The following is a 23,171-nucleotide window of genomic DNA, read 5'->3' as shown; positions in this document are numbered from 1 at the left end:
TAATACACACGCGCCCGTCATCGCGGGAGCAGCTAGCTGCGGTACTGCTTGAGGACGACGGCCGTGGCCAGCGCCGCGGTCACAGCCTCGTGGCCTTTGTCTTCCTTCGATCCCGGCAGGCCCGCACGGTCCAGGCCCTGCTGTTCGGTGTCGCAGGTGAGGACGCCGAAGCCCACCGGCACGCCGGTGCTCACGCTGACATCGGTCAGTCCCGACGTCGCGGCCTGGCACACATAGTCGAAATGGGGCGTACCGCCGCGGATCACGACGCCGAGCGCCACCACGGCGTCGAAGTGCGGCGCCAGCCGGGCGGCAGCAACCGGGAGCTCAAAACTGCCGGGCACGCGCAGGACGGTGGGATCGCCGATGCCGGCGTCCTTGGCGGCGCGCAGGGCCCCGTCGAGGAGTCCGTCCATGATCTGGGTATGCCAGCTGGCTGCCACGATGGCCAGCCGCAGCTGCGAGGTTTCTGCCGGGTTGAGGGTGGTGAGGTCGATATCGGGGGCGCCGTGTCCGCTCATGGGTACGTTGTTTCCGTTCAGTCTTGTTCGTGGGTGAAGGTGTTCGGGGTAGTGACGGGCACGGGGGCCACGTGGTTGTCCAGGAGGAGGCGGTGCTCCATCCGGTCCTTCTTGGTTTGCAGGTAACGGATGTTCTGGTCGCGGGAGGGTACCTCGGTGGGAACCATTTCCACCACCTTCACTCCGGCCCGGGCCAGCCTGTTCTGCTTGTCAGGGTTGTTGCTCAGCAGGCGGACCTCGTGCAGGCCCATTTCCGCAAGGACCTGCGCGGCAGCATTGTAGGAACGGGCATCCACGGGCAGGCCCAGCTGCTCGTTGGCTTCGACGGTGTCGAACCCTGCCTCCTGCAGTGCGTAGGCCTTGATCTTGTTCGCCAGTCCGATGCCGCGGCCTTCCTGTCCCCGGAGGTACAGCAGGGTTCCGCCCTGCTCGTGGATCAGTTCCAGGGCGTACGCGAGCTGCTCGCCGCAATCGCAGCGGTAGGAGCCGAAAACGTCGCCGGTGAGGCATTCGGAGTGCAGCCGGACCAATGGGGCCTTGCCGTCAAGGGGCGGGTTGGGGGAACTGACGGCCAGGTGTTCAACTCCGGTGACCAGGTCGGTCCAGGCCTGGGCCACGAAGTCCCCGAAGGCCGTGGGCAGTTGCACGATGGGGCCGCCGCTGACCGGATGGGGCACCACGCCACTGCCGGTCCGTTCGCTGTGGTGGCCATCCTGGTGGCTGCCGTTGCTGGCTGCAGAAGCCGTCATGGTTTCTCCTTTTCCCCGGCCGGTGCCGGTACGCCGTGAACCGGAGCGCCCCCCGCACCGGTTTCAAGGTAGGCCACCAGATCTTCAATGGAGATCAGGGGGCAGCCGTGCTCCGCCGCAAACGCCCGGAGCCCGTCCAGGCGCATCATCTCCCCGTCGTCGTACACCACTTCCGCGATGACGCCCACGGGTGCGAGGCCTGCCAGGCGGCACAGGTCCACCGCGGCCTCGGTGTGGCCGGGGCGTTCCCGCACGCCTCCGTCAACTGCCCGGAGCGGGAAAATATGCCCGGGCCGGGTGACGGACGCCGGCCCCGCCTGCGGGTCAGCCAGGACGCGGGCGGTCAGGGCGCGGTCCGTGGCGGAAATTCCGGTGCTGACGCCGACGGCGGCGTCACAGGAAACGGTGTAGGCCGTGCCTTTGGAGTCCTCATTGACTGCCACCATCGGAGGCAACGCGAGGGCGTCGGCACGTTCGCCGGACAGCGGGACGCAGATGACGCCCGAGCTGTACCGGATGGTCCAGCCCATCAGCGCGGGAGTGGCGTGCTGGGCCGCGAAGATGATGTCGCCTTCGTTTTCGCGGTCCTCGTTGTCCACCACCAGGACCGGTTTCCCGGCTGCCATGGCGCGGACGGCCACGTCGATGGAATCCAGCACCCGGTCCGGTCCCCCTGCGGCAACGCCGGGTGAGTGCGGTGCCATGGTTTCCGGTTCCAACCGGAGTGCCGCGTTCATCGTGCACCGCCGGCGGCTGCGGAGGAATCGCGGAAGGCGAGCAGGCGCTCGGTGTACTTGGCGAGGACGTCCACCTCCAAGTTGACGCGGCTGCCGGTGCGCTTGGTACCCAGCCCGGTCTCGGCCAGCGTCGTGGGGATGAGCCCCACTTCGAACCACGGCTCCTGTTCCGCTGCGTCACTCACGGCCGTGACGGTTAGTGACACGCCGTCGATGGCAATGGAACCCTTTTCCGCAATGTAGCGGGCAAGGTTCGCCGGCACCCCGAAACGCAGCCGTTCCCAGTTGCCAAGCGGCTCGCGCTCCAGGAGCACGCCCACGCCATCCACGTGGCCCTGCACCACGTGGCCGTCGAGCCTGCCGCCGGCAGGGACGCACCGTTCAAGGTTGACGGAGTCGCCCGGGGCCAGCTCACCCGTGGTGCTGCGAACCAGAGTCTCACCCATAACGTCCACGCTGAACTCCTTGCCGTTAATTTCGGTGGCAGTGAGGCATACGCCGTTGACGGCGATGGAGCCGCCGAGGGCCAGGCCCTCGGTGGTGCCGGGCGCGTGGAGCCGGATGGTGGCGCTGGTGTCGCCCTGCCGGGCCACGGACAGTACGTGCCCCTGTTCGGCAATAATTCCGGTAAACATCAGTGGCCTCCCTGGGCTTGCTCCGCGCTGTGGCGGGACGGTTGTGGATCAAGGGCAACAATTCGTTGCGGTCTTAAATGAAGTCGAAGGTCCCGGCCCAGGGTGCGCACCGCGCCGCCGTCGGCCGGGTCCCATTCCCACTGCTGGGCGTCGGGAAGGCTGGTGATTCCCAGTCCATTGAGGGCGGGCGTTCCGGACCCCAGCAAGGTGGGGGCCAGATACACGATGAGTTCGTCAACGAGCCCCGCCGTGAGGAACGCACTGAGGATGCGCGAGCCGCCCTCCACCATCACATGCCGGGCACCGGAGGCATACAGGAGGGACAGCGCCTCGCCGGCGTCCCGCGTGGGAAGGTGTACGGCCAGGCCGTCCTCGCCGCGGATGGCTGCCCCATCCGGAATGTCCCGCAGCCCCATGACGGCCCGCACCGGCTGCTTCGCCGCCGGTGTTCCCTGCGGGTCGCGGGCAGTCAGCCTGGGATTGTCCACCAGCACCGTCTGGGTGCCCACCAGGATGGCGTCGATCCGGCTGCGGATCGCGTGGTTGTCGGCCAGGGATTCGGGACTGGAGATCCATTGGCTGGTGCCGTCCTCGGCGGCGATGCGGCCGTCGAGGGTCTGCGCGATGTGAAGCGTGACGAAGGGCCGCTTTGCGGCAACTGCCTCGAACCACTGCCGGTTCAGGTCCAGCGATTCCGCTGCACCGAGTCCGCTGCGGACGCGGACGCCCGCGGTGCGAAGGGTGGCTGCCCCGCCTGCTGCGGGGTCGTGGGGATCGTCCACGGCGTACACCACGTCCGTGATGCCGGCGGCGATGATCGCCTCGGTGCAGGGGCCGGTGCGGCCCACGTGGTTGCAGGGCTCCAGCGTGACCACCATGGTGCAGCCGGCCAAATCGACGCCGGCCTCCCTGGCCTGGGCAATCGCATCGGCCTCGGCGTGGGCAGTGCCGGCGCCACGGTGGAATCCAGTGACAAGCGGGCGCCCGTCAGGACCGACGACGACGGCGCCCACCAGCGGGTTCGCGCCCCTCGGGCCACGCAGGGCTGCTTCAAGCGCAGCCTCCATGGCAGAGGTTTCGGCGGGGCTGAAGGCTGTGACAATTCCACCGGCCGGACGGAGGTCCGGGTGTCCCGCGGCAAGGATGGCGGCCGAAGGGGCGGCCCTGGGCGCGGTGGCGGGCGGATTGCTGACCGTCATCCGGTCACCGCTGCGGCAGTGGTGGCCGCTGTTGGAGCAGCAGCAGTTTCGGCATCATCTAAGAGCCATCGCACGGGGTTCATTCCTGCGTCGTTCCTTCCCTTTCGAACCGCGATGGCTCCGGGGGTATACGACAGCAGAACGCCGCGGGGCCAGGTGGCCCAGCAGATACAGCTGTACGTGCTTCTCTCATCCAGACTTTAACTGTCGGTACCGGAATTCCACCGGTTCAACCGTCCGCCGGGCTTCCCGTGGGAGAAGCACCGGCTCGCGGGTCGCGGACTGTCACCGCCGGTTCGGACTTACACCGACCCCGGAGCACGTATGTGTGTTGCTATTGTGCCACAACAGGACGGGGGTCCCTGTTATTCCGTCGCTGCGCGTAACGTCCGCGCGCCTTGCTGCCGCAGCCTGTCGATGGCCGCCGCCGGATTGTCGGCGCCGTAGACGGCTGAGCCCGCCACGAAGACGTTGGCACCGGCTTCCGCAGCGCGGGTGATGGTCTCCTCAGTGATTCCGCCGTCAACCTGGATTGCCACGCCGACGCCCGAGCCGTCGATTGCTGCCCTGGCACGGCGGATCTTGGGCAGGGTGACGTCCAGGAACGCCTGGCCGCCGAAGCCGGGTTCAACCGTCATGATGAGCAGCATGTCCAGTTCGGACAGCATGTCCAGGTAGGGCTCAACGGGCGTGGCAGGCCGCAGGGCCATCCCTGCCTTTGCGCCCCTGCTGCGGAGTTCGCGGGCAAGCTTCACGGGGGCGATGGACGCTTCGGCATGGAAGGTGACCGATGCCAGGCCGGCGTCGGCGAACCCGGGTGCCCAGCGGTCGGCGTCCGCGATCATCAGGTGCGCGTCCAGGGGCACCGGGCTGACGGCCTGGATCCGCTGCACCACAGGCAGTCCGATGGTCAGGTTGGGCACGAAGTGGTTGTCCATCACGTCCACGTGCACGGCGTCAGCATTGCTGATGCGCTGCAGTTCGGCCTCAAGGTTGACGAAGTCGGCGGAGAGGATGCTCGGGTTGATGCAGCATTGCGTCACGGGGGTGCCTTTCACTGATTCTGCCGGAGGGACGGGGAAGCTCCAGGCCCGGCTGTGCCGCAGGTTGCCGGCCGGCCCGGAACTTCGCCCTGTTCAGGCCTTCTTGCGGATGATAGCGAGGAACATGGCGTCGGTGCTGTGGACGTGCGGCCAGAGCTGCGCCGTGGACTCGTGGCCGGCGGCCAGGTTTCCGGTAAGGCTGACAGAGTCCAAGGCAGCTCCGGCATCGAGGAGCTCAAGGTCGTCGCGCCTGCGGAGTGCATCTGCCACCACGGCCTTGGTTTCAGCCGGATGCGGAGAGCAGGTGACATAGGCCACCACGCCCCCCGGGCGGACGGCAGCCAGGGCCGAGGCGAGGAGCTCGCGCTGCAGCGGTGCCAGATCCGTCAAGTCCTTGGGCGACCGGCGCCAGCGGGATTCCGGCCGCCGTCGAAGCGCGCCCAGGCCGCTGCAGGGAACGTCCACCAGAACCCGGTGATAATAGCCAGGCTGCTCCGCGCCGACCTCGCGGCCGTCACCGGTGCGGACCTGCCAGGTGTCGTGCGGGACTGCGGAGAGCGCCTGGCTGACTAGCTTGGCTCGGTGCGGGACCGGCTCATTGGCCAGCAGCGTGGCTCCCCGTTCCCGGGCAAGGGCACCCAGCAGGGCTGCTTTGCCTCCGGGGCCGGCACACAGGTCGAGCCAGGATTCAGTGTTCCCGGCCCCGTCACTGCCAGTGCCGAGGTCCACCGCCGCCATGGCGCGGGCCACGAGCTGGGAGCCGACGTCCTGGACACGGGTGGTGCCGTTGCGGACTGATGTGAGCCGGCCCAGGTCTCCGCCGCTCGACAGGGCTGACCCTTCCACCAGTTCACCGGGGGTGGCACCGTTCTCCAGTGCCTCGTCCAGGCTTCCCAGGCCGGGAAGCGCCACCAGGTTGACGACGGGCGCGGCGTTGTCCGCTTCCAGGAGTTCGTCGATTTCGGCCGCAGAACGGCCGTGCGCGACGAGGGACTGGCGCATCGCGCGGACAATCCATTCGGGATGCGCGTGCCGAAGTGCGGCGACCTTGGTCTGGTCTGTTTCGCCGTCCACCAGGAGGTCCAGCCATTCGTCGAGGCTGCGGGCCGCCACCTTGCGGAGCACCGCGTTGATGAGTGTTGACGGTCCCGCACCGATCACGGCCCGGGCAAGTCCCACCGTCTGGTCCAGGGCGGCGTGCGCCGGTACCCGCATGGCCAGCAGTTGGTGTGCACCGATGCGCAGGGCATCGAGGATGGCGGGCTCCAGCTGGTCCAGCGGCCGGTCCACGCACCGTGCCAGGATGGCGTCGTACGTTCCCTGCCCACGCAGCGCTCCATAGCTGAGTTCCGTGGCGAAGCCGGCATCGCGCCTGTCCAGGCCATGGTGGCGGATCCGGGACGGCAGGACCAGGTTTGCGTAGGCGTCTTCGGCGGCGACGGCGCGCAGGACTTCGAAGGCCACGAGACGGGCAGGATCTGCCCGCCGCGTGCGCTGGGACGGAGCGTTTTCGGTGAAGTTCCGCTGGGAGCTGCGGTTCCGTTCCCGGCCCTGGGCGTTGCGCCGGCTGTTGTCCCGGGGGCCGCCATTGCCGCGGCCGCCCCGCTGCCCGCCCTGGCCACCGTGCCCGGCGTTGCCGCGTCCTCCTGCTTTCCCGGGTCCTCCCGGGTTGCCGCCGGAACCGCTCATTCGAATACCACGCCTTCCAGTGAAGCCAGGCCGCGTGCCCAATCAGCAGCGGACATCATCTTTTTCCCGGCGGGCTGGATCCGGTTCAGTTCCACGGCATGGGATCCTGTGCCCACCAGGACTTTCTTGCCGTGCAGGGAAACAGCGCCGGGGGCCAACCCGTCCACGTCAGGACGGAGCCGGACGGGCTCAAGTTTCACGCGCTGCCCGTCCAGGAGCGTCCAGGCACCCGGTTCCGGGGTAACGCCGCGGGCCTGCCGGGCGATGGCAAGCGCCGGATGGTGCCAGTTGAGGTGGCCATCCTCCAGCGTAAGTTTCGGCGCCAGGGAAACGTCACCCTCCTGCGGGACAGCGGCGGCCTTGCCGGCATCGATGGCTGCCAGGGTTTGGGCGAGCAACACGGCGCCGCTGTGCGACAGCCGTTCCAGGAGCTCCCCGGCGGTGTCCCCCGGCCCCACCGTTTCCGTCAGGGTTCCGAACACAGGTCCGGTATCCAAGCCTTCCTCCAGTTGGAAGGTCACGGCGCCGGTGATGTCGTCGCCGGCCATCACGGCCCGCTGTACAGGCGCAGCGCCGCGCCAGGCAGGAAGAAGCGAGAAGTGCAGATTGATCCACCCGTTCCGCGGGATGACAAGTGCAGCAGGAGGAACCAGCCCGCCGTAGGCCACAATCGCGGCGATATCCGGACTGAGCGCGGAAATCCTGGCAATCGCTTCTTCGTTGATCCGGGCCGCGTGAATAACCTCGATCCCCAGCTCGGCCGCCCGGGCTGCGACCGGCGACGGCGTGAGCACACGCTTCCGGCCGAGAGGTGCGTCCGGCCGGGTAAGGACAGCAACAACGTCGAAGCCTGCTTCGACCAGCGCGTTGAGCGACGGGACAGCAACAGCGGGAGTCCCCGCAAAAAGGACCCTCACCCCTTGGTACCAGAGGCCCCGGCACCGAAGCCCGGCGCGCCGAAACTGGAACCCCCGAAACTGGAGCCGACTGTCCGGGCGCGCTTCGCCGTCGTCTGCTCAGTGATGGAGTCATAGTTGGCGTTTCGGATGGAACGCAGGGCTGCCTTGCGGTCCTCCCCCTCGAGCCGGTCGGTATAGAGGATCCCGTCCAGGTGGTCGTTCTCGTGCTGGAAGCAGCGTGCCAGCATCCCTTCGGCAGCGACGGTCACCGGGTTGCCATTGACGTCCACACCGGTAACGCGGGTGGACCGGAAACGGCGTACGGGGAAGCCGAGGCCCGGAATGGACAGGCAGCCTTCCACCTCATCCGGCTGATAATCCTCGCTGTTCTCAAGCACGGGGTTGATGATGTGTCCTTCAATGCCGCCAATACGGTAGGTGAAGACGCGCTGGCTCACGCCCACCTGCGGCGCCGCGAGGCCTGCGCCCTCCACGTCCTCCATGGTTTCGGTCATGTCCGCGACCAGTTTGGCAAGCTCGGGTCCGAATTCCGTCACGGGTTCGGCGACCGTGCGCAGCACGGGGTCGCCAATGATGCGGATATTCAGAATAGCCATGCGCTGTTTTCCTCACGATTGCGGCAAAGGGACCAATCCAGTTTAGGTGCAGTCGCCACTGCTAAGCGGTCCGGGCCGGCACCAGGGGCGGGGGCGCGACGGGCAGCAGCGCAGCTCCGGCACTGATCGTGTCCGCGGACAGCTCCCACACGCGCCGCAGTGCGCAAAACTTCCACCAGTGGTGCTTGAGGACCTCGGGGTTTGCGCGCACCGGACGGACTTCGGTTTCGCCGATGGCCACTGCCAGCAGCACCGGATTCTCGCCGTACTTCCAGGGCTCCCAGGTTCCCGCGACCGGATCCACGAGGCTTTCTTCGGCCTTCATCCCGGCCACGAGCTGCATGACCACCTTGTCATCCAAGGGTTTCACCAGCCCGTCACGGGTGGTGCCCTTGGTCTTGTAGTCAATCAGGCAGACGCGGCCGTTGATGCGCGCCACCAGATCCAGGGTTCCGGCGTACCCCACCGAGTGGTTCCACACCGTAATCTCCGGCGCAATGGGTTCCACCCGGAAGAGCTCCCACCATTCGTCAAAGCGGACAGCGAACGCCTCCTCGCCGTTGGCCGCCAGGGCTTCGCGGGCTTCCTTCATGGCATGGGGACGGCCGAGCGCCCGGAGTGCCACCTGTTCACAGTAGTAATGCACCCGGTCCCCGCGCCTGGCGGCCTCGTCCCGATAGGTCTCGGCAGCCTTGGCCGCCCGGCTAACGGCCTGCTTGATTTTGGCCGGGCTTCCCAGGCAGTCCGCCAGAAGGGGATCTTTGGCGAGGCTGCTGGCACCCATGTATCCAAACCACCCGTCCATTCCATGCGGCTGCTGGCTGATGACGGTGGTGATGGACGGCACGGAGAACTGCTCCGAGGTAGACCGGGCATACATCCGGCCGTATTCAGTGGCGTGGGCGAGAAGCGGATCAGTCATGGAAAAGACTCTTTCACAGGGGGCCGACAAAGTCTCCGGGCGCAGGTCCGGGCACAAAAAAGGTCCGTCTCCCCTGCTCAATGAGCGGAAACGGACCAGTCTTTGGTGGGCGATACTGGGTTCGAACCAGTGACCTCTTCGGTGTGAACGAAGCGCGCTACCACTGCGCCAATCGCCCTGATGCATTTGAATGCTAGCCCACGTTCGGGCCATTTCAAAAATCGGCATATTGAGGGGTTCCGCATTGTTCGAGTAGAGCACCGCCAGCCCGGCGACAGCTGCACCCAAGGAAGAAATCCGTGCCCGCCGGCGAAGCGGAATTACACGGCTGTAACTCGCATACTTCCGCGCCGTTACAGGGAAGCAGGCACATTGCCGCCACCGCCGGTGGCTCCGATTTGGAGAATCCCGGAACCTCCTATATTGTTTTTACTCGTTGGAACGCGAGGAAATGCCGGGAACGGCAGCGAATCACCTCCAAAATGCGGACGTAGCTCAGCTGGTAGAGCACCACCTTGCCAAGGTGGATGTCGCGAGTTCGAATCTCGTCGTCCGCTCGCAGGACACTGTCACAGCAACGGTTCCCCGGAATCAGCGCTTACACGGTGGGTTGGCCGAGAGGCGAGGCAGCGGCCTGCAAAGCCGTATACACGGGTTCGAATCCCGTACCCACCTCGGTGAAAACCATGGCTTCCGGATGCATTCCGGGTGCAATGGGCGATTGGCGCAGCGGTAGCGCGCTTCCCTGACACGGAAGAGGTCACTGGTTCGATCCCAGTATCGCCCACTCGGCAAGGTCACTTGCCACAACGCAGTCCGGTCCCGGCCGGAACGCACATGCGGACGTAGCTCAGCTGGTAGAGCACCACCTTGCCAAGGTGGATGTCGCGAGTTCGAATCTCGTCGTCCGCTCTCTTACTTCTACACAACCCATATGCCGGTCTTCCGGTTCCGGGCGATTGGCGCAGCGGTAGCGCGCTTCCCTGACACGGAAGAGGTCACTGGTTCGATCCCAGTATCGCCCACAGATGCAGCAGCTCTCCGGAGCTGCTTTTTTGTTGCCCTGTGTATTGTGCTGCCGGCGAACGCCAAAAGCCCCCGTTTTCCTTGGCAGGCCTCCCCAGCGGGTCTAGGATCGAATGCGGAGGAGCGACCTGGCTCCGCGATTGAAGGGAGGTGCTCGTGGGACTAATTGGCGACCTAAAGGGCAAGGCTCAGGGTCTCATCCGCGGCAACGAGCAGGCCATCAAGAACGGCATCAGCAAGGCCGGCGATTTCGTCGACACCAAGACCGGAGGCAAGTACTCGGGCCACGTCGACAAGATCCAGAATGGCGCTTCCAAGCTCATTGACAAGAACGGAACTCCGGGCCAGGCACCTGCCGCCGAGCAGGTTCCCCCGGTTCCTCCCGTCAACCCGGCTCCGCCGGCTGACAGGACTCCGTAAAGGATTTGGCCAGGGCTTTGCCCTAGTACGTCAACGGGGCGCGGGTCCCGCCGGGAGGCGGCACCCGCGCCTTGGGCGTTTAACCGGGTCCGGCTGCCCGCGCATCCGGCCGGTGCACGGTTCCGATTCCTGCCTGGCCGGCGGCGCCGGTAACCTGCGGGTATGCAGAAGTACCAGGCACCCCGTAAACCCCGCCTGGCCGGCGCACCGTCCAGGTTGGATTCCCGGCCCATCGTTGCGGGCATCGTGACTGCCCTTGTGGGCTTCACCTCATCCTTCGCCGTGGTGCTGGCCGGCCTGAAGGCCGTGGGTGCCGACCCCGCCCAGGCCGCTTCCGGCCTGCTGGCGCTGACGCTGGCCGTCGGCGTCGGCGTTCTGCTGCTGGCATGGCGTTCCAGGGTTCCGGTGACCCTGGCGTGGTCCACTCCCGGGGCGGCGCTGCTTGCCGCGTCCGGGGCGGTCGACGGCGGGTGGCCGGCCGCCGTCGGTGCCTTCCTTGCCACCGGCGTCCTGATAGCCCTGACCGGCCTGGTGCCGGCACTGGGCCGGCTGGTGGCAGGAATCCCGACGTCGCTGGCGCAGGCGATGCTTGCCGGTGTGCTCCTGCAACTCTGCCTGGCACCGTTCAAGGCCCTGGGCAGCGTTCCCCTGTTCGTCGCTCCGGTCGTCATCTGCTGGCTGCTGATGATGAAGTTCGCGCCGCGCTGGGCCGTGCCGGGTGCCCTGCTGGTTGCGCTCGGAGTTATCGGCATCTCACTGGCAGCCGGCGGGACGGGGCTGGGTGAGGCAGCCGTGCTGCCCACCCTGGCCTGGATTACGCCGTCTTTCAGCATGCAGGCGATGGTGGGCATAGCCCTTCCGCTGTTCGTGGTGACCATGGCATCGCAGAACGTTCCCGGAGTGGCGGTGCTGCGGTCCTTTGGATACGAAACGCCCTGGCGGCCCGCCATGCTGGTAACCGGCGCCGGCACCGCGCTCGGCGCCCCGTTCGGCGGGCATGCCATCAACCTTGCCGCGCTGAGCGCCGCGCTGGCCGCCGGCGAAGAGGCCGGCACCGACCGCAGCAGGCGGTGGGTGGCCGGGTTCACCTCGGGCCTGGCCTACCTGGTCCTGGCTGCGTTTTCGGCAGCACTCGTGACCCTGGTCAATGCCGCGCCTGAGGGGATGCTCGAAGCGGTGGCGGGACTGGCGCTGCTGGGGACCCTGGCCACCGCGATCTCCGCGGCGCTGGCCGACCCGGAGGACCGCATCGCACCGTCCGTCACGTTCCTGACAGCGGCCTCGGGGCTGGCTTTCGCAGGGGTGGGTTCCGCCTTCTGGGCCCTGCTGGCCGGCCTTGCGGTACGGGCCTTGCTGCTGCCGCGCCCTGGGAATACCAGGCCGGAGAGGACAAGCCCGGAGGACGCTACTCCCGCCCCGGCCGCCGGTGACCGCGAGGAAACCTAGGACGGTTCGTGGTTCTGGCCCTCGCGGGCCAGCGCGGTGAGGCGGGAGACGGCGCGGAAGTACTTCTTCATGTAGCCGCCCGTCATCATTTCCTCGGTAAAAAGCTTGTCGAACGGGACCCCGCTGGCAAGGATCGGGACGTCCTTGTCATAGAGGCGGTCGGCGAGGACCACGAACCGGAGCGCCACAGCCTGCTCGGTAATGGTTTCCACATTCCGCCACACCACGCCGTCGATGCCGTCGATCAGCTGCCGGTAGCGGCTCGGGTGCACGCCCGCGAGGTGGTGGATCAGCGTGGAGAATTCGTCCTGGGCCACGGTCTTGCCGTCGAACTCCGCTTTCATGTGCGACGAGAGCTCGCTGTTCTTGAGCGGCGCCGGCGCGGCGGGCAGTCCTCGATGCCGGAAGTCTTCGCCGTCGATCCGGATGACATCGAACTGGTCCGCCAGCACCTGGATTTCACGCTGGAAGTCCACCGCGGCGAACCGGCCATCGCCCAGCGAACCAGGCAGCGTGTTGGACGTTGCGGCCAGCTTGACGCCGGCGTCGGCCAGTTCGCGCATCAGCCGGGACATAAGGACGGTGTCGCCCGGATCGTCCAGCTCGAACTCGTCAATGCACACAAGCTTGTAGCTGCTCAACGCATCCACGGTCTTTCGGAAGGACAAGGCGCCCACCAGGTTGGTGTACTCCACGAATGTGCCGAAGGCCTTGGGGCCGGGGGACGCGTGCCACAGCGAGGCAAGCAGGTGGGTCTTGCCAACGCCGAAACCGCCGTCCAGGTAGATCCCGGCGCGGGACTCGTCCTTCTTGCCAAACATCCTTTTGAACAGGCCCCCGCCGTTGGCCGACCCCACGCCGTCGGCGAAACCCTGAAGCCCCCTGACGGCCGCGGCCTGGCTGGGCTGCTTGGGGTCCGGACGGTAGCTCGCGAATGACACCTGGCCGAACCGCGGCGAGGGATAGAAGCCCTGGAGGAGTTCATCCACCGAAACTGCCGGAGTGCGGGCGGCAAGCTGTTCGATCTGTACCAAGGTGGTCCGTTCTGCTGGTAGGAGGTCCCCAGAAAGAATACCGGCAATGCGGCCTGGCTCCCGGCTCCACTGGCTGCTTCCGCCGCCGTCGTGATGAAGGCAACATTTCGTCCTGTTAACGGAATACGGACATCGCCGGCGGCGCTGGCTAGTGTGGGAGCAGGTTCCAACGCCGGCGCCATTCCAGGTCCGGCGGTCTCCCGTCTTCGTAATGAAAGGCCATCCCCAATGCCCTACCCGGTTGAACAAAACGAGAAGTTCGCTGCCTACGCCCACCCGGAACGCCTGGTCTCCACCGAGTGGCTGGCAGCAGCCCTTGAGAGCGGTGCCGTGGCCGGCGGTGACCTGGTGGTCGTGGAATCCGATGAGGACGTCCTCCTGTACGAAACAGGCCACATCCCGGGTGCCGTGAAAATCGACTGGCACACCGACCTGAATGACGAGGTGACCCGGGACTACGTGGACGGGGCCGCCTTCGCCGAACTCGCGGCGTCGAAGGGCATTTCCCGCGACAGCACTGTGGTCATCTACGGCGACAAATCCAACTGGTGGGCCGCGTACGCCCTGTGGGTCTTCACCCTTTTCGGCCACAAGGACGTCCGGCTGCTCGACGGAGGCCGGGACAAGTGGATTGCCGAAGGCCGTGAACTGACGAAGGACAAGCCTGCTCCGGCGCCCGGCAACTACCCCGTCGTTGACCGCGATGATGCCCCCATCCGCGCGTTCAAGGAAGACGTCCTGGCGCACCTGGGCACCGGCCCGCTCATCGACGTCCGGTCCCCCGAGGAGTACACCGGCCAGCGCACCCATATGCCCGCCTACCCGGAGGAGGGGGCCCTGCGCGGCGGCCACATCCCCACTGCCGCGTCCGTCCCGTGGGCACGCGCAGCCGCTGCCGACGGCACGTACCGCAGCCGCGAGGAACTCGAGGCCATCTACCTTGGCGAAGCCGGCCTTACCGAGGGCGACGACGTCGTGGCCTACTGCCGCATCGGCGAGCGTTCCAGCCACACCTGGTTCGCCCTTAAGTACCTTTTGGGCTTCGAGTCCGTCCGCAACTATGACGGTTCGTGGACCGAGTGGGGCAACGCGGTGCGCGTTCCGATCGTCAAGGGCGCGGAGCGCGGTTCCGTCGCCGTTGCGGCAGGAGTCTGACGCGGCCCTGTGCCGCGTAAACTTGGACTGATGACTACTCAAGCCCTGCCTTCCGCCCTGGCGGCGATCGTCGACGACTTCCAGGCCCTCAGCGAACCCGAGAGACTGCAACTGCTGCTGGAGTTCTCCGAGGGGCTGCCGGCGCTTCCGGAGCGGCTGAACAACCATCCCGAACTGCTGGAACAGGTTGTGGAGTGCCAGTCGCCGTTGTTCCTCACCATCGAGACGGAAAAGAACGACGGCGGCCAGGCACCTGCCGTGCGCCTCTTCTTCAAGGCCCCGGCTGAGGCGCCCACCACCCGCGGTTTTGCCGGTGTCCTGCATGAGGGCCTGGACGGCCTGTCACCTGAAGAGATTCTCTCGGTGCCGGACGACATGCCGGAGCTGCTCGGCCTCACCCGGGCCATCACGCCGCTGCGCATGCGCGGCATGACGGCGATGCTGGGAAGGATCAAGCGCAAGGTCGCCGCTGCCAACGGCGTCCGCGCCTGATCCGCCTGCCCACCGGTGGCACGCAAGAGCGCTGCACAGGGAACTCCGGCCACAGCGGTACTGACCGCGGCCGGGGTTCCCTTTGTTCTGCACCCGTACACCCACGATCCGTCCGCACCCAGCTACGGGGCCGAGGCGGCGCAAGTCCTCGGGATTGATCCCGCCCGGGTCTTCAAAACCCTGATGGTCGAGGTGGAGGGAAAGCTGGCGGTGGGCATTGTGCCCGTCAGCGGCACTCTTGACCTCAAGGCGTTTGCCGCCGCCGTGGGGGCGAAGAAGGCAGTGATGGCGGACCCGGCGGCAGCCCAGCGGCGCACCGGGTATGTCCTCGGCGGGATCTCGCCGCTCGGCCAGCGGCTTCCCTCCCCCACCGTGCTGGACTCAAGCGCCCTGGGGCTCCAGACCCTGCTCGTCTCCGGCGGGAGGCGCGGTTTGGATATCGAGCTCGCCCCCGCGGACCTTGTCCGCCTTACTGACGCTGCCACGGCACCCATCAGCTCGCTGGGGTAGGTGCCGTACGGCTGCGGCCGGCTACCTTGTGCCCGGGTTCAGCCTCGGCGCCAGCTGCTGCCGCAGCCAGGCTTTCACCAGCCGCTCCCAGCGTTCGGGGTCGACGTTCCATTCCTTGGTGTGGCGGGCGTGGTGGAAGGGCTCGAAAGTGACCATCTCCGGGTTCCGCTCCGCCAGCATCGTGGACGGCTTGTAGGGCACGTACTCATCGTCCACGCTGTGCAGGATCAGCGTTGGGGTTCGAAGTTCCACGGCACGCGACACCCAGTCCATCACTTTCAGGTCCACCGGCGCGGCGAGTCCGGTAAGCCTGCGGCCCAGCGGATGCCCAAGCATGAGCTGCCCGTAGCGGCCCACGAGCGACGGGATCCGGTTGATTTGTGCGTGGTGCGCCAGGACGTTCACCCAGTCGATGACCGGAGCATCGAGCACCATGGCCCGGATCAGGTGGCGGTAACGGGACAGGTCGGCTGTCTGCAGGCAGATGGCGCCACCCATCGACCAGCCAAACAGCACCACTTCCTCGGCTCCGTTGGCGAGCGCGAACTCGATGGCAGACTCAATATCCCGCCACTCCGTGGAGCCCAGGCCGTACCGGCCGTCGCCGGCCGAGGGCGCCAGTCCGTCGTTCCGGTAGGACACCAGGAGGCTGGTCAGCCCCAGTTCCAGCGCGGGCCCTACGGCACGCAGCGCCTCCTGCCGGGTGGCGCCGCGCCCGTGCACCATCACCGCCCAGGTCCGGGCGGTACCGCCGGCGCGCACCAGCCAGGCGGGCGCCTCGCCCAGCTCGACCGGAATCACCACATCCTCGGCAGGAAGTCCGGCGGCTGCCGGGTCGGGGTAGACGGCGCCGCTCCACCAGCCCCAGCGCGTGGCAGAGAGGTCACCGGAGTACACGGCTTCCACCTCACGCAGGACTGTCCGCTCGGCCGGTGAATAGGACACGATGCGGCCGATGCGCGCGTGTCCTCTGCCGCCGTCGAAGAAGAAGCCGTACATCCCGTCCACGGTGGTGTCATCGGTGGCGGCAAAAATCACCTGGTGCTTGTGGCCGTCCCGGATAACGGCCAGCACCTCCTGATCCGCCGTCCGCTGCCGGGATGGTGTGATGACCCGCCGCGCAAAATAGACGGCCAGGGCGGACGAACCGGTGGCAAGGAGTCCGGCCAAGGCGCCGCCGCCAATGGCCCCGCCGATGGTCCACTTGGCCCGAAGCGACATGCCGCCGGAATCGCTGGCGGGAACAACACGGGCCTGACGGGTGCGCTGGAAAAGAGCCATGGCACTATTCTTACCGCCCCCGGACGGAAGCCCGCATTTCGCAGCGGGCGCGCCCCGCGGCCAGGCGGAGACCGGGTGCGGCTCCCCATGCACAGGGCTAGGCTATGGCCATGAGTGATCCCATCGTCATCCTGACCGAAGAACCCCTGGGGGCGGACGACCGCCTGAACATCGAGCGGCTTGTGGACGGAGCGGAGACCCGCCTGCTTGTACTGGTGCCGGCCAACACCGAACGGCACCTGCTGGTGGACTTCCTGGAGAACCTTTCCATGCTGGACATCGCGAAGGCTTTCCGTGAGCTGACTGCCCATGCCCCTGATCCCAGCGTTGAGCGTGCCCAGGCGGCGGAAACCCTGGCGGTCTCGCTGGCTGCCCTGGAAGGACTGGGCAGCGGCGTATCGGGTGAAGTGGTTGAGGGCGGAGCCGTTGACGGGCTGGTATCCAGGGTCCGTGACACCGGCGCGTCCCAGGCCGTGGTGATCACCCGGCCCCACGCGGTGGCTGACACCTTCCACACGGACTGGGCCAACAAGGCGCAGGACCGGCTGGGTGTCCCCGTGCTGCACCTGTACGCGGGGTCGGGATTTATCGGTGACTCCTGAGCGTTGACAGTCGTATGAGCATCTTCGGAAACAGCATCTTCGGTAACAGGGCCACCCACGCTGTCGCAGATCCGGCGGCACAGTCAACGGCCGCCGAAACCGGCAGCGGCGGGGAGCCAACAGACCAGGCAAACCCAACGGACCGGGAAAATGCCGTCCGGAAAAGCGAGGCCGAGTGGCGGCAGGAACTGACGCCGGAGGAGTACTACGTCCTTCGCCAGGCGGGCACAGAGCGACCTTTCACGGGAGAGTACTGGGACACGCACACCTCAGGTGTGTACCAGTGCCGCGCCTGCGGGACGGAGTTGTTCACCAGCAATGAGAAGTTCGACTCCCACTGCGGCTGGCCATCATTCTGGGCTCCGCTGGCCGAAGGCACTGTGCGTTACATCCACGACCGCACACTTGGCATGGACCGCGTTGAGGTCCGGTGTGCTGCCTGCGACTCGCATCTGGGCCACGTGTTTGAAGGCGAGGGCTACGGCACCCCCACGGACCAGCGCTACTGCATCAATTCCGTGTCCCTGAAGCTGGTCCCGCGGGAAGAACCGCAGGTCAGGGACGGAAGCACCGGGGCCTGACCCGCAAGCACCAGCCACTCTCAGGCCGTTGACCGTGGCCTTGAGCACCAGTGTTTCTTGGTCTGGGCCGCATTTGAGATTAGTTCTGCTGGTTGCTTGCTACGCTCGCCGTAGTTAGCAAGCAACCAGAAAGGCCGCCTACGATGACTGAAACCCTGACCGCCGCCGTCACGGGAATTTCCGCCAACAACCCCGAGTGGATCCGGCTCAAGGCCGCAGCCACGGCGCTGCAGCCGCTGCAGCTGCAGGACGGGTCAATCCCGGACACGGCAGTCCACGCACAGGCTTCCACTCACGTCCAGGCAATCGTCGACGCCGTCCGCGCCCTCGCCCCCGCCTTCCCGCACGACGCATCCTACCTGGACGCTGTCTGCGCGGACTTTTCCGAGTGGGCGGCCGGCGGTTTCGGCGTTCCCGACTTCCTGTCCTCGCTGCTCGCCTTCCAGCCGCAGGAGCAGCGCCGCGACGGCCTGCAGCACCTGGTCATCTTTCCCATGTACACCCAGAACGGCAGCAGCAGCCGCCTGGTGGAGGCAGTCCTCATCGAGGTCATCTGGCCCGAGTTCATCGCGGGTCTCGAAAGCGGCGACTACTCCAATAAGCTGTTCGTCCCCATCCGCTTCCTGGACTTCACCGCCGGCTACGACACCAACTCCGCCGTCCTTTTCCCCGAAACCGTCGCGGTGAGCGACACCCCCACCTTCACCTGGGGTGCGATCTTCGCCGACCGTGAGGCGGCCCGTTTCCGCCGCGTCCTGAAGGCAGCTGCCGATATCACCTGCCTTGACCTGCCGGACGGGGCCGCGGAATTGCTCGCGGACCAGGACCTCACGGAGTCCACCTTCGTTATGTGGGACCTGATCCACGACCGCACCCATATGCGCGGCGACCTGCCGTTCGACCCGTTCATGATCAAGCAGCGGATGCCGTTCTTCCTGTACGCCCTGGAAGAGCTCCGCTGCGACCTGACCGCCTTCCGTGAATCCGTCCGCATCGAAAAGGACGACGAGGCGGACCCGGAGGCACGCCGCCACGCCAAACTGGTCCAGTACGCCATCATCTTCGACCGCATCTTCCGCTTCGCCATCACCGGCAGCAGGGTCCGCAACTACGACGGCCTGGGCGGACAGCTCCTCTTCGCCTGGCTGCACCAGCGGCATGTGCTCCACTGGACCGATACCCGCCTCACCATCGACTGGGATGAAGTGGCGGACGCCGTCATCGCCCTCGGAACCAGCATCGACGAGTTGTACTGGCGTTCCATCGACCGGCCCAAGGCAGCCCACTGGCTGGCCGCCTACCAGCTGGTCTCCTCCACCGTCACGCCCCACCCGGCGTCGGTATGGGCGAAAGGTCCCGACGCCCTTCCCCTGTCAGGTGCCCCGCGCGCGCTGACGGACCAGGTGCTGGACGACGAATTCCCGCTGTCCATGTTCTACGAGGCTTTGGAGAAGAAGATGCGCCCCGTCATCGAATCCACCGCCGGTATCACCGGCAGCTCAGCCCTGTGAGCGAGCCGCGCGGAACGGAAGCCTCCCCGCTGACCGTACTGGTTACGGGCGGCAGCGGAGCCTCCGGAGTGGCGGTGGCCCGCGCGCTCCATCATGCCGGGTACCGGGTCCTTACCGTCGGTTCAGACCAGCACCGGATCGAGGCAGCGGCGTTGCAGGCGGGCGACGGCGTCACGCCCCTCACGTGCGACCTTGCCAGGCTCGACGAGGTCCAGCGGCTGCGGAAGGAAGTTTCCGCAGTTGCCGGGACCGTGGATGCGGTGATCCACCTGGTGGGCGGCTGGCGAGGCGCCAAAGGCATCCCGGACCAGTCCGACGATGACTGGGAATTCCTCCACCAGGGCGCAGTCACCACGCTGCGGAACGTCTCCCGGGTCTTCTTCGAAGACATCGCAGCCTCCGGCCACGGAAGGTTCGCCATGGTGTCCTCCACCGCCCTTGACCGGCCGGCAGCCGGGGCGGCAAGCTACGTGGCCGCCAAGGCTGCGGCGGAAGCCTGGACCATGGCGATGGCGGACGGCTTCCGCAAGGCGCAGGCGCCCGACGGCGGCGGGCAGGCTGCCGCCGTCGTGCTGGTGGTGAAGGCCCTGGTGGACGAAGGCATGAGGCGCAGCCACCCGGAACGCTCCTTCCCGGGGGCGACGGACGTCGAAGAGCTGGCCGCCGCCGTCGTACGGCTCTTCAACACTCCCGCGAACGAACTCAACGGCCAACGGCTCCGGCTGGCCGGCTAACGGCAGCAGCGACTGCACCTCCAGCGCCCGCAGCCGGAGCGACTGTACCTAGACTGAAAGCGTGAGCAAAAGCATGACGACAACAACAGCAGAAACCACAGCCCCCGCACGGCTGCACGATCCTGGCGTGCGCGGTTTCGCGTCGGACAACTACTCCGGCGTCCACCCCGAGATCCTCGCGGCCTTGGCCGCAGCCAACGAGGGGCACCAGGTCTCCTATGGCGAGGATGACTACACGGCGCGGCTGCAGGATCTGATGGAGGAGCACTTCGGGCAGGGCATCGAATGCTTCCCCGTCTTCAACGGGACCGGCGCCAACGTATTGTCGCTGCAGTCTCTGCTCCCCCGTTGGGGAGCCGTGGTGTGCGCCTCCACCGCCCACATCAACATGGATGAGAACGGCGCCCCGGAGCGCATAGGCGGCATCAAACTGCTGCACGTCCCCACGCCGGACGGCAAGCTCACACCCGAGCTGATCGACCGTGAGGCCTGGGGCTGGGGCGACGAACACCGGGCCCAGCCGCTCGCCGTCTCGATCACCCAGACCACGGAACTTGGCACCTGCTACACCCCGGAGGAAGTCCGCGCCATCGCAGACCACGTCCACGCCCGCGGCATGAAACTGCACATGGACGGCGCACGGCTGGCCAACGCAGCCGCCCACCTGCAGCTTCCGCTTCGTGACTTCACCCGCGATGCCGGCGTGGACATCCTCTCCTTCGGCGGCACCAAGAACGGCCTGCTCTTCGGCGAAGTGGTGGTGGCCCTCAACCCCGAGGCCGCGCACGGGCTGGTCTACCTGCGGAAGATGAACATGCAGCTGGCCTCCAAGATGCGGTTCCTGTCCGCCCAGTTCATTGCGCTCCTCGAAGGCGACCTCTGGCTGCGCTCCGCCTCGCACGCCAACGCCATGGCCGCCAGGCTGCGCGCCGCCGTCGACACTATCGACGGCGTCCGTCCCACCCAGAAAACAGAATCCAACGGCGTCTTCGCCGTCCTGCCGCAGGGCGTTGCAGACAGGCTTCGGGCGTCCTTCCGCTTCTACGACTGGAACGAGGCAGCCGGGGAAGTCCGCTGGATGTGTTCCTTCGACACCACTGAGGAGGATGTTGATGCCTTCGTTGCCGCGATCCGCCGCGAACTCCGGGATTACCGGACCTTGCAGGCCACCTAGCCTGCCAGCCGCGGCGAGCCTTCCCGCCGTGCCCCGGCCTGTTGCGTAATCTGCCAAGGTGAACGCACTTGACCAGGTTCCCCCGGATTTCCTCCACGCCTTGGGAACCCTCAGGAAAGCCCAGTGCCGCAAGGAACTCCGCCTCGCGGAAATTCCCGCGCCGGCGCGCCTGGCACCTTTCGCCGTCGCCCTGGGAGCGGAAGTACTGGCGCCCGGCGCCGGTACGCCCGCCACGCCCCTGCACGGACCCGCCGCGATGGCCCTGGCGGCCGCGGCGGAAACCGGCGACGACTCGCAAACGGAACTGGCAACCGGGCGGTTCATCCTGCTGCACGACCCCGAGGGATCGGCGGTCTGGGACGGTGAGTTCCGGATTGTCACCTACATCCGCGCAGAACTCGAGCCGGAAATGGGCAACGACGAGATGCTCGGAACGGTGGCCTGGACCTGGCTGGTGGAAGCGCTCGAAAACCATAAGGCGCCGTACCGGGCAGCCGGCGGCACCGCCACGCGCGTCCTCTCCGAAAGCTTCGGCACCCTTGCCGGACGCCCTGGTTCCATCGATATCGAACTCCGGGCGTCATGGACACCGGCGTCACCGGACGTCAAGGCGCACCTCGAGGCATGGTCGGACATGGTGTGCACGTTCGCCGGCCTGCCTCCGCTGCCCGACGGCGTGACCCCCCTGCCGCACCGGCGCCGGAACTAGTGGACGTGCGCCCGTTGCCGGCCTGCAGGCAGGCCTCATTCCCGCGCCGCCCGGTAAACTGAGGGCATCATGACCCCTAACATTCCGGAAAACACCACGGCCGGCGCCCCGGCTGCTGACACCGCACCCCATATCAAGGTGGAAGGCTTCGACAGCCCCATCCCCGAAATCATTGAGCTGGCAGCGCCCCGGGAAGGCGTGCCACTGGTCATCGAAACACAGGCCGGGCTGGAGCGGTGCGCCGCAGCCATCGCCGCCGGCACCGGCCCCGCCGGCGTTGACGCCGAACGCGCTTCCGGTTTCCGTTACGGGCAACGGGCATTCCTGGTCCAGATCCGCCGCGAAGGCGCCGGAACCTGGCTGATCGATCCCGAACCCTTCGAAAACCTCAACATCGTCAACGACGCCCTTCGCGGCGTCGAATGGATCCTGCACGCAGCCACCCAGGACCTCCCCTGCCTCCTGGAGCTGGGCATGTGGCCGGACAAGCTCTTCGACACCGAACTCGCCGCACGCCTGGCCGGGCTGCCCCGGGTTGGCCTGGCAGCGGTCATCGAACAGCTCCTGGGGTTCAGCCTGGCCAAGGAGCACTCGGCAGCGGACTGGTCAACCCGGCCCCTTCCGGAGCCCTGGCTCCGGTACGCGGCCCTCGACGTCGAGGTCCTCAGCGAACTGCGCGAAGAACTGGTCGAGCTGCTGGAGGCCGACGGAAAGCTCGGATACGCAGAGCAGGAGTTCGCAGCCATCCTTTCCGCGGGGGTTGCCCCGCCGCGGGTGGACCCCTGGCGGAAGACCTCCGGCCTGCACCAGATCCGGGACCGCCGCCAGCTCGCCGCCGTCCGGGAGCTATGGCTCGAGCGCGACTCGCTGGCGCAGAAACGGGACGTGGCGCCGGGGCGGCTGATCCCCGATTCCGCCCTCGTGGCGGCCGCGAAGGCCATGCCCGCCACCGTGCCGCAACTGCTGGGCACCAAGGGTTTCCACGGCAGGGCGGCGCAGCGTGAAGCGCCGCGCTGGCTGCGGTGCATCGCAGCGGCCAGGGACCTCGACGAACTGCCGCCGCTGCACCTGGTCACCAACGCTCCGCCGCCGCCGCGCGTCTGGGCAGACCGCGACCCCGAAGCCGCCGCACGGCTGGCCACGGCACGGCCCCTGCTGCAGGAGAAAGCCGAAGATTTGAACCTGCCGCTGGAAAACCTGCTGACTCCGGACTACCTGCGGCGTGTGGCATGGCGCCCGCCCGCCCACATCAGCGAAGCATCGGTTGCCGCCGAGCTGCGGTCCCTGGGTGCACGTGAATGGCAGGTGGAACTTTCAGCGCCTCTGATTGCCGGTGCCTTCCTCAACCCGCAGCCGCTGCCGCCCAAGGAGCCAAAGTCCGCTGTGGCAGGGGCAACGGAGCTGTAGACCTCCCGCCGCCTCGGGACCTGCCCCTTCAGGCAGCCCTGACACTCCCCTTGCAGGCTAAGTTACTCGCGAGTAACA

The 23,171-nt window shown here is 67.1% G+C and carries 24 protein-coding genes, 6 tRNA genes and 1 riboswitch; of the genes, 17 read left to right on the top strand and 13 right to left on the bottom strand.

All coding sequences use genetic code 11. The features are described from left to right. Window positions 1-32 precede the first annotated feature (32 nt). The 11 genes from ribH to AC5RUU_RS11220 all read right to left on the bottom strand — a co-directional run bounded on the left by ribH (window position 33) and on the right by AC5RUU_RS11220 (window position 9,189). Window positions 33-521, bottom strand: coding sequence for a 6,7-dimethyl-8-ribityllumazine synthase (gene ribH / locus AC5RUU_RS11270; RefSeq protein ID WP_493975293.1), 489 nt, complete (start codon window positions 519-521; stop codon window positions 33-35). A 17-nt stretch (window positions 522-538) separates the two neighbouring features. Next, window positions 539-1,270, bottom strand: a complete 732-nt coding sequence (gene ribA / locus AC5RUU_RS11265) for a GTP cyclohydrolase II (protein WP_493975292.1) — start codon at window positions 1,268-1,270, stop codon at window positions 539-541. After that, entirely contained in the window at window positions 1,267-1,974 is a 708-nt protein-coding gene (gene ribB / locus AC5RUU_RS11260) for a 3,4-dihydroxy-2-butanone-4-phosphate synthase (RefSeq protein WP_493975291.1), read from the bottom strand. Before ribB ends, ribA begins: the two co-directional genes overlap by 4 nt. Window positions 1,975-2,003: 29 nt before the next feature. Then, window positions 2,004-2,642, bottom strand: a complete 639-nt coding sequence (locus tag AC5RUU_RS11255) for a riboflavin synthase (protein ID WP_493975290.1) — start codon at window positions 2,640-2,642, stop codon at window positions 2,004-2,006. Then, window positions 2,642-3,709, bottom strand: a complete 1,068-nt coding sequence (ribD, locus tag AC5RUU_RS11250) for a bifunctional diaminohydroxyphosphoribosylaminopyrimidine deaminase/5-amino-6-(5-phosphoribosylamino)uracil reductase RibD (RefSeq protein WP_493975465.1) — start codon at window positions 3,707-3,709, stop codon at window positions 2,642-2,644. The genes AC5RUU_RS11255 and ribD overlap by 1 nt, the downstream gene beginning before the upstream one ends. A gap of 308 nt (window positions 3,710-4,017) precedes the next feature. Next, window positions 4,018-4,167, bottom strand: a riboswitch (FMN riboswitch). Window positions 4,168-4,206: 39 nt separating this feature from the next. Beyond that, on the bottom strand, window positions 4,207-4,884 hold the full coding sequence (rpe, locus tag AC5RUU_RS11245; protein ID WP_493975289.1) for a ribulose-phosphate 3-epimerase: 678 nt from the start codon (window positions 4,882-4,884) through the stop codon (window positions 4,207-4,209). Window positions 4,885-4,977: 93 nt separating this feature from the next. Beyond that, window positions 4,978-6,573: an RsmB/NOP family class I SAM-dependent RNA methyltransferase gene (locus AC5RUU_RS11240; RefSeq protein WP_493975288.1), complete on the bottom strand. Its 1,596-nt coding sequence runs from the start codon at window positions 6,571-6,573 to the stop codon at window positions 4,978-4,980. Continuing rightward, window positions 6,570-7,490 carry a methionyl-tRNA formyltransferase gene (gene fmt, locus AC5RUU_RS11235; RefSeq protein ID WP_493975287.1) on the bottom strand — a complete coding sequence of 307 codons (921 nt, stop codon included), beginning with the start codon at window positions 7,488-7,490 and terminating at the stop codon, window positions 6,570-6,572. The genes AC5RUU_RS11240 and fmt overlap by 4 nt, the downstream gene beginning before the upstream one ends. Then, window positions 7,487-8,089, bottom strand: a complete 603-nt coding sequence (gene def / locus AC5RUU_RS11230) for a peptide deformylase (RefSeq protein WP_493975286.1) — start codon at window positions 8,087-8,089, stop codon at window positions 7,487-7,489. The genes fmt and def overlap by 4 nt, the downstream gene beginning before the upstream one ends. Before the next feature lie 61 nt (window positions 8,090-8,150). Then, entirely contained in the window at window positions 8,151-9,011 is an 861-nt protein-coding gene (locus tag AC5RUU_RS11225; protein ID WP_493975285.1) for a cytochrome, read from the bottom strand. A gap of 103 nt (window positions 9,012-9,114) precedes the next feature. Continuing rightward, window positions 9,115-9,189 (bottom strand) — tRNA-Val (locus AC5RUU_RS11220). A gap of 306 nt (window positions 9,190-9,495) precedes the next feature. Here AC5RUU_RS11220 and AC5RUU_RS11215 point away from each other — a divergent pair. The 7 genes from AC5RUU_RS11215 (at window position 9,496) to AC5RUU_RS11185 (ending at window position 11,903) form a co-directional block, all read left to right on the top strand. After that, window positions 9,496-9,568 (top strand) — tRNA-Gly (locus AC5RUU_RS11215). 47 nt (window positions 9,569-9,615) lie between these two features. After that, window positions 9,616-9,686, top strand: a tRNA-Cys gene (locus tag AC5RUU_RS11210). A gap of 40 nt (window positions 9,687-9,726) precedes the next feature. Then, window positions 9,727-9,798, top strand: a tRNA-Val gene (locus AC5RUU_RS11205). Between the two features lie 52 nt (window positions 9,799-9,850). Further along, window positions 9,851-9,923 (top strand) — tRNA-Gly (locus tag AC5RUU_RS11200). 41 nt (window positions 9,924-9,964) lie between these two features. After that, window positions 9,965-10,036 (top strand) — tRNA-Val (locus AC5RUU_RS11195). Window positions 10,037-10,193: 157 nt separating this feature from the next. Next, a complete protein-coding gene (locus AC5RUU_RS11190) occupies window positions 10,194-10,457 on the top strand; it encodes an antitoxin (RefSeq protein ID WP_493975284.1) in 264 nt (87 codons plus the stop codon). Window positions 10,458-10,619: 162 nt separating this feature from the next. Beyond that, window positions 10,620-11,903, top strand: a complete 1,284-nt coding sequence (locus AC5RUU_RS11185; RefSeq protein ID WP_493975283.1) for a benzoate/H(+) symporter BenE family transporter — start codon at window positions 10,620-10,622, stop codon at window positions 11,901-11,903. Here the strand turns inward: AC5RUU_RS11185 and zapE are convergent. After that, window positions 11,900-12,937, bottom strand: a complete 1,038-nt coding sequence (gene zapE / locus AC5RUU_RS11180; RefSeq protein WP_493975282.1) for a cell division protein ZapE — start codon at window positions 12,935-12,937, stop codon at window positions 11,900-11,902. The genes AC5RUU_RS11185 and zapE overlap by 4 nt on opposite strands. A gap of 228 nt (window positions 12,938-13,165) precedes the next feature. On the opposite strand from zapE, the gene AC5RUU_RS11175 reads away from it, so the two are divergent. Genes AC5RUU_RS11175 through ybaK form a run of 3 tightly spaced genes read left to right on the top strand, consistent with a single transcriptional unit; the run spans window position 13,166 to window position 15,094 of the window. After that, the gene (locus tag AC5RUU_RS11175) at window positions 13,166-14,092 is read left to right on the top strand and encodes a sulfurtransferase (RefSeq protein ID WP_493975281.1); all 927 of its coding nucleotides are present in this window, start codon (window positions 13,166-13,168) and stop codon (window positions 14,090-14,092) included. Window positions 14,093-14,122: 30 nt separating this feature from the next. Beyond that, on the top strand, window positions 14,123-14,584 hold the full coding sequence (locus AC5RUU_RS11170) for a SufE family protein (RefSeq protein ID WP_493975280.1): 462 nt from the start codon (window positions 14,123-14,125) through the stop codon (window positions 14,582-14,584). A 15-nt stretch (window positions 14,585-14,599) separates the two neighbouring features. After that, window positions 14,600-15,094 carry a Cys-tRNA(Pro) deacylase gene (ybaK, locus tag AC5RUU_RS11165; RefSeq protein WP_493975279.1) on the top strand — a complete coding sequence of 165 codons (495 nt, stop codon included), beginning with the start codon at window positions 14,600-14,602 and terminating at the stop codon, window positions 15,092-15,094. Window positions 15,095-15,115: 21 nt separating this feature from the next. On the opposite strand, the gene AC5RUU_RS11160 is transcribed toward ybaK, so the two are convergent. Continuing rightward, window positions 15,116-16,375 (bottom strand): alpha/beta hydrolase family protein, encoded by a 1,260-nt coding sequence (locus AC5RUU_RS11160; protein WP_493975278.1) that lies wholly within the window; start codon window positions 16,373-16,375, stop codon window positions 15,116-15,118. Window positions 16,376-16,485: 110 nt separating this feature from the next. Between AC5RUU_RS11160 and AC5RUU_RS11155 the strand changes: the two genes are divergently transcribed. From AC5RUU_RS11155 to AC5RUU_RS11125, 7 genes are all read left to right on the top strand, one after another. Further along, window positions 16,486-16,977 carry a hypothetical protein gene (locus AC5RUU_RS11155; protein ID WP_493975277.1) on the top strand — a complete coding sequence of 164 codons (492 nt, stop codon included), beginning with the start codon at window positions 16,486-16,488 and terminating at the stop codon, window positions 16,975-16,977. A 14-nt stretch (window positions 16,978-16,991) separates the two neighbouring features. Continuing rightward, entirely contained in the window at window positions 16,992-17,558 is a 567-nt protein-coding gene (gene msrB, locus AC5RUU_RS11150; protein WP_493975276.1) for a peptide-methionine (R)-S-oxide reductase MsrB, read from the top strand. Between the two features lie 143 nt (window positions 17,559-17,701). Then, window positions 17,702-19,069, top strand: coding sequence for a DUF6421 family protein (locus AC5RUU_RS11145; RefSeq protein ID WP_493975275.1), 1,368 nt, complete (start codon window positions 17,702-17,704; stop codon window positions 19,067-19,069). Next, window positions 19,066-19,803 (top strand): SDR family oxidoreductase, encoded by a 738-nt coding sequence (locus AC5RUU_RS11140; RefSeq protein WP_493975274.1) that lies wholly within the window; start codon window positions 19,066-19,068, stop codon window positions 19,801-19,803. Before AC5RUU_RS11145 ends, AC5RUU_RS11140 begins: the two co-directional genes overlap by 4 nt. 73 nt (window positions 19,804-19,876) lie before the next feature. Further along, window positions 19,877-20,977 carry a threonine aldolase family protein gene (locus AC5RUU_RS11135; RefSeq protein WP_493975464.1) on the top strand — a complete coding sequence of 367 codons (1,101 nt, stop codon included), beginning with the start codon at window positions 19,877-19,879 and terminating at the stop codon, window positions 20,975-20,977. Between the two features lie 58 nt (window positions 20,978-21,035). Continuing rightward, window positions 21,036-21,686, top strand: coding sequence for a DUF3000 domain-containing protein (locus tag AC5RUU_RS11130; protein ID WP_493975273.1), 651 nt, complete (start codon window positions 21,036-21,038; stop codon window positions 21,684-21,686). A 69-nt stretch (window positions 21,687-21,755) separates the two neighbouring features. Further along, window positions 21,756-23,093: an HRDC domain-containing protein gene (locus AC5RUU_RS11125; RefSeq protein ID WP_493975272.1), complete on the top strand. Its 1,338-nt coding sequence runs from the start codon at window positions 21,756-21,758 to the stop codon at window positions 23,091-23,093. Window positions 23,094-23,171 lie beyond the last annotated feature (78 nt).

It is taken from the genome of Arthrobacter sp. K4-10C, assembly GCF_059090085.1.
Note: the sequence above shows the minus strand (reverse complement) of the source record. Positions and strands in the feature narration are given on the sequence as shown.

Excerpts from the sequence above, each read along its gene's own strand:
- ribD (WP_493975465.1), bottom strand. The coding sequence starts at position 3,709 with ATGGAGGCTGCGCTTGAAGCAGCCCTGCGTGGCCCGAGGGGCGCGAAC.
- def (WP_493975286.1), bottom strand. The coding sequence starts at position 8,089 with ATGGCTATTCTGAATATCCGCATCATTGGCGACCCCGTGCTGCGCACG.
- AC5RUU_RS11240 (WP_493975288.1), bottom strand. The coding sequence starts at position 6,573 with ATGAGCGGTTCCGGCGGCAACCCGGGAGGACCCGGGAAAGCAGGAGGA.
- AC5RUU_RS11255 (WP_493975290.1), bottom strand. The coding sequence starts at position 2,642 with ATGTTTACCGGAATTATTGCCGAACAGGGGCACGTACTGTCCGTGGCC.
- AC5RUU_RS11175 (WP_493975281.1), top strand. The coding sequence starts at position 13,166 with ATGCCCTACCCGGTTGAACAAAACGAGAAGTTCGCTGCCTACGCCCAC.
- AC5RUU_RS11125 (WP_493975272.1), top strand. The coding sequence starts at position 21,756 with ATGACCCCTAACATTCCGGAAAACACCACGGCCGGCGCCCCGGCTGCT.
- AC5RUU_RS11160 (WP_493975278.1), bottom strand. The coding sequence starts at position 16,375 with ATGGCTCTTTTCCAGCGCACCCGTCAGGCCCGTGTTGTTCCCGCCAGC.
- ribA (WP_493975292.1), bottom strand. The coding sequence starts at position 1,270 with ATGACGGCTTCTGCAGCCAGCAACGGCAGCCACCAGGATGGCCACCAC.
- ribH (WP_493975293.1), bottom strand. The coding sequence starts at position 521 with ATGAGCGGACACGGCGCCCCCGATATCGACCTCACCACCCTCAACCCG.
- AC5RUU_RS11185 (WP_493975283.1), top strand. The coding sequence starts at position 10,620 with ATGCAGAAGTACCAGGCACCCCGTAAACCCCGCCTGGCCGGCGCACCG.
- AC5RUU_RS11155 (WP_493975277.1), top strand. The coding sequence starts at position 16,486 with ATGAGTGATCCCATCGTCATCCTGACCGAAGAACCCCTGGGGGCGGAC.
- msrB (WP_493975276.1), top strand. The coding sequence starts at position 16,992 with ATGAGCATCTTCGGAAACAGCATCTTCGGTAACAGGGCCACCCACGCT.
- AC5RUU_RS11170 (WP_493975280.1), top strand. The coding sequence starts at position 14,123 with ATGACTACTCAAGCCCTGCCTTCCGCCCTGGCGGCGATCGTCGACGAC.
- AC5RUU_RS11225 (WP_493975285.1), bottom strand. The coding sequence starts at position 9,011 with ATGACTGATCCGCTTCTCGCCCACGCCACTGAATACGGCCGGATGTAT.
- AC5RUU_RS11135 (WP_493975464.1), top strand. The coding sequence starts at position 19,877 with ATGACGACAACAACAGCAGAAACCACAGCCCCCGCACGGCTGCACGAT.
- AC5RUU_RS11145 (WP_493975275.1), top strand. The coding sequence starts at position 17,702 with ATGACTGAAACCCTGACCGCCGCCGTCACGGGAATTTCCGCCAACAAC.
- ribB (WP_493975291.1), bottom strand. The coding sequence starts at position 1,974 with ATGGCACCGCACTCACCCGGCGTTGCCGCAGGGGGACCGGACCGGGTG.